The sequence below is a fragment of the Kocuria cellulosilytica genome, assembly GCF_040981245.1.
Lineage (GTDB): Bacteria > Actinomycetota > Actinomycetes > Actinomycetales > Micrococcaceae > Kocuria > Kocuria cellulosilytica.
Genome location: NZ_JAVFWZ010000179.1, coordinates 1 through 501, shown reverse-complemented (window position 1 = coordinate 501; position 501 = coordinate 1). Strand labels below are relative to the sequence as shown.

Here is a 501-nt window from a genome sequence, read left to right as displayed (position 1 = left end):
GGTCCGGCGGGGTCCCGGGCCTGCCCGCGGAGTGGCCGCCGGGTGCCGGGACGACGGCGTCGGGCACCACGCGGGCGAGCAGCTGGTGCAGCCTGACCTGCTCGCCGGTCCGCACGGACAGCTCGACGGTGCCCACGGTGGGGGCCACGAGCCGGTGCTCCATCTTCATGGCCTCGACGACCACGACGGTCTGCCCCTCGGCGACCCGCTCCCCCGCGTCCGCGGGGACCGCGACGACGGTGCCGGGCATGGGCGAGCGCAGCTCTGGCGCGGCGGGCCCCGCCGTCCGCCCGAGGGCGGCGAGGGAACGCTCGAGCTTCTGCTCGCGGGACACGACGTCGAGCTCGACGGCGAACCCGTCCTCGCCCACCCAGACACCGCCCGTGGCGGGGTCCGCGGCGATGTGCACGACCCGGGACGCGCCGTTCGCCTCGAGCAGGTGCGCGGCCGGGCGCCCGGGCAGGGGCACCAGCCGCACGCCGTGCCCGACGACGACGTGGC

1 protein-coding gene is annotated in these 501 nt (G+C 78.2%); it reads right to left on the bottom strand.

Going from position 1 to position 501, the window contains the following annotated elements:
* On the bottom strand, window positions 1-501 hold a 501-nt coding region (locus RCG67_RS17585; RefSeq protein WP_368828120.1), incomplete at both ends, for an acyl-CoA carboxylase biotin carboxyl carrier protein subunit.